The organism is Neisseria sp. P0021.S007 (assembly GCF_051956855.1).
In genome coordinates this window covers 1-535 of sequence record NZ_JBQCXA010001081.1, presented here as the reverse complement: position 1 = coordinate 535, position 535 = coordinate 1, and the positions used below count along the sequence as shown (strand labels likewise).

At 46.2% G+C, this 535-nt stretch carries 1 protein-coding gene; it reads left to right on the top strand.

All coding sequences use genetic code 11. The annotated features are described in order from the left end of the window. Nucleotides 1–535, top strand: a 535-nt coding sequence (locus ACTHUR_RS17635; protein WP_440400020.1) for a collagen-flanked surface repeat-containing protein, incomplete at both ends; no start/stop codon positions are given.

The following is a 535-nucleotide window of genomic DNA, read 5'->3' as shown; positions in this document are numbered from 1 at the left end:
ACACTGGTGCCGCAGGCGCTAAAGGTGAAAAAGGTGACACTGGTGAAAAAGGTGGCAGCATCACAGGTGAAGTTGTAGATAATGGTGATGGTACCCATACAATCACTGTTACTGATCTTGATACCGGCTCAGTCACTACTACCATCGTTAAGGACGGTAAAGACGGTGTAGATGGTAAGAATGCTAAAGCCGACGTTAAAGACAACGGCGACGGTACTCACACTGTAACCATCACTGATGGTGAAGGTAATACCACTACTACTATCATTAAAGATGGTAAGAATGCTGAAGCCGACGTTAAAGACAACGGCAACGGTACTCACACTGTAACCATCAAAGACGGTAACGGTAATACCACTACTACCATCCTTAAAGACGGTGCTACTGGCGCTACTGGTGAAAAAGGTGACACTGGTGCCGCAGGCGCTAAAGGTGAAAAAGGTGACACTGGTGAAAAAGGTGGCAGCATCACAGGTGAAGTTGTAGATAATGGTGATGGTACCCATACAATCACTGTTACTGATCTTGATACCGG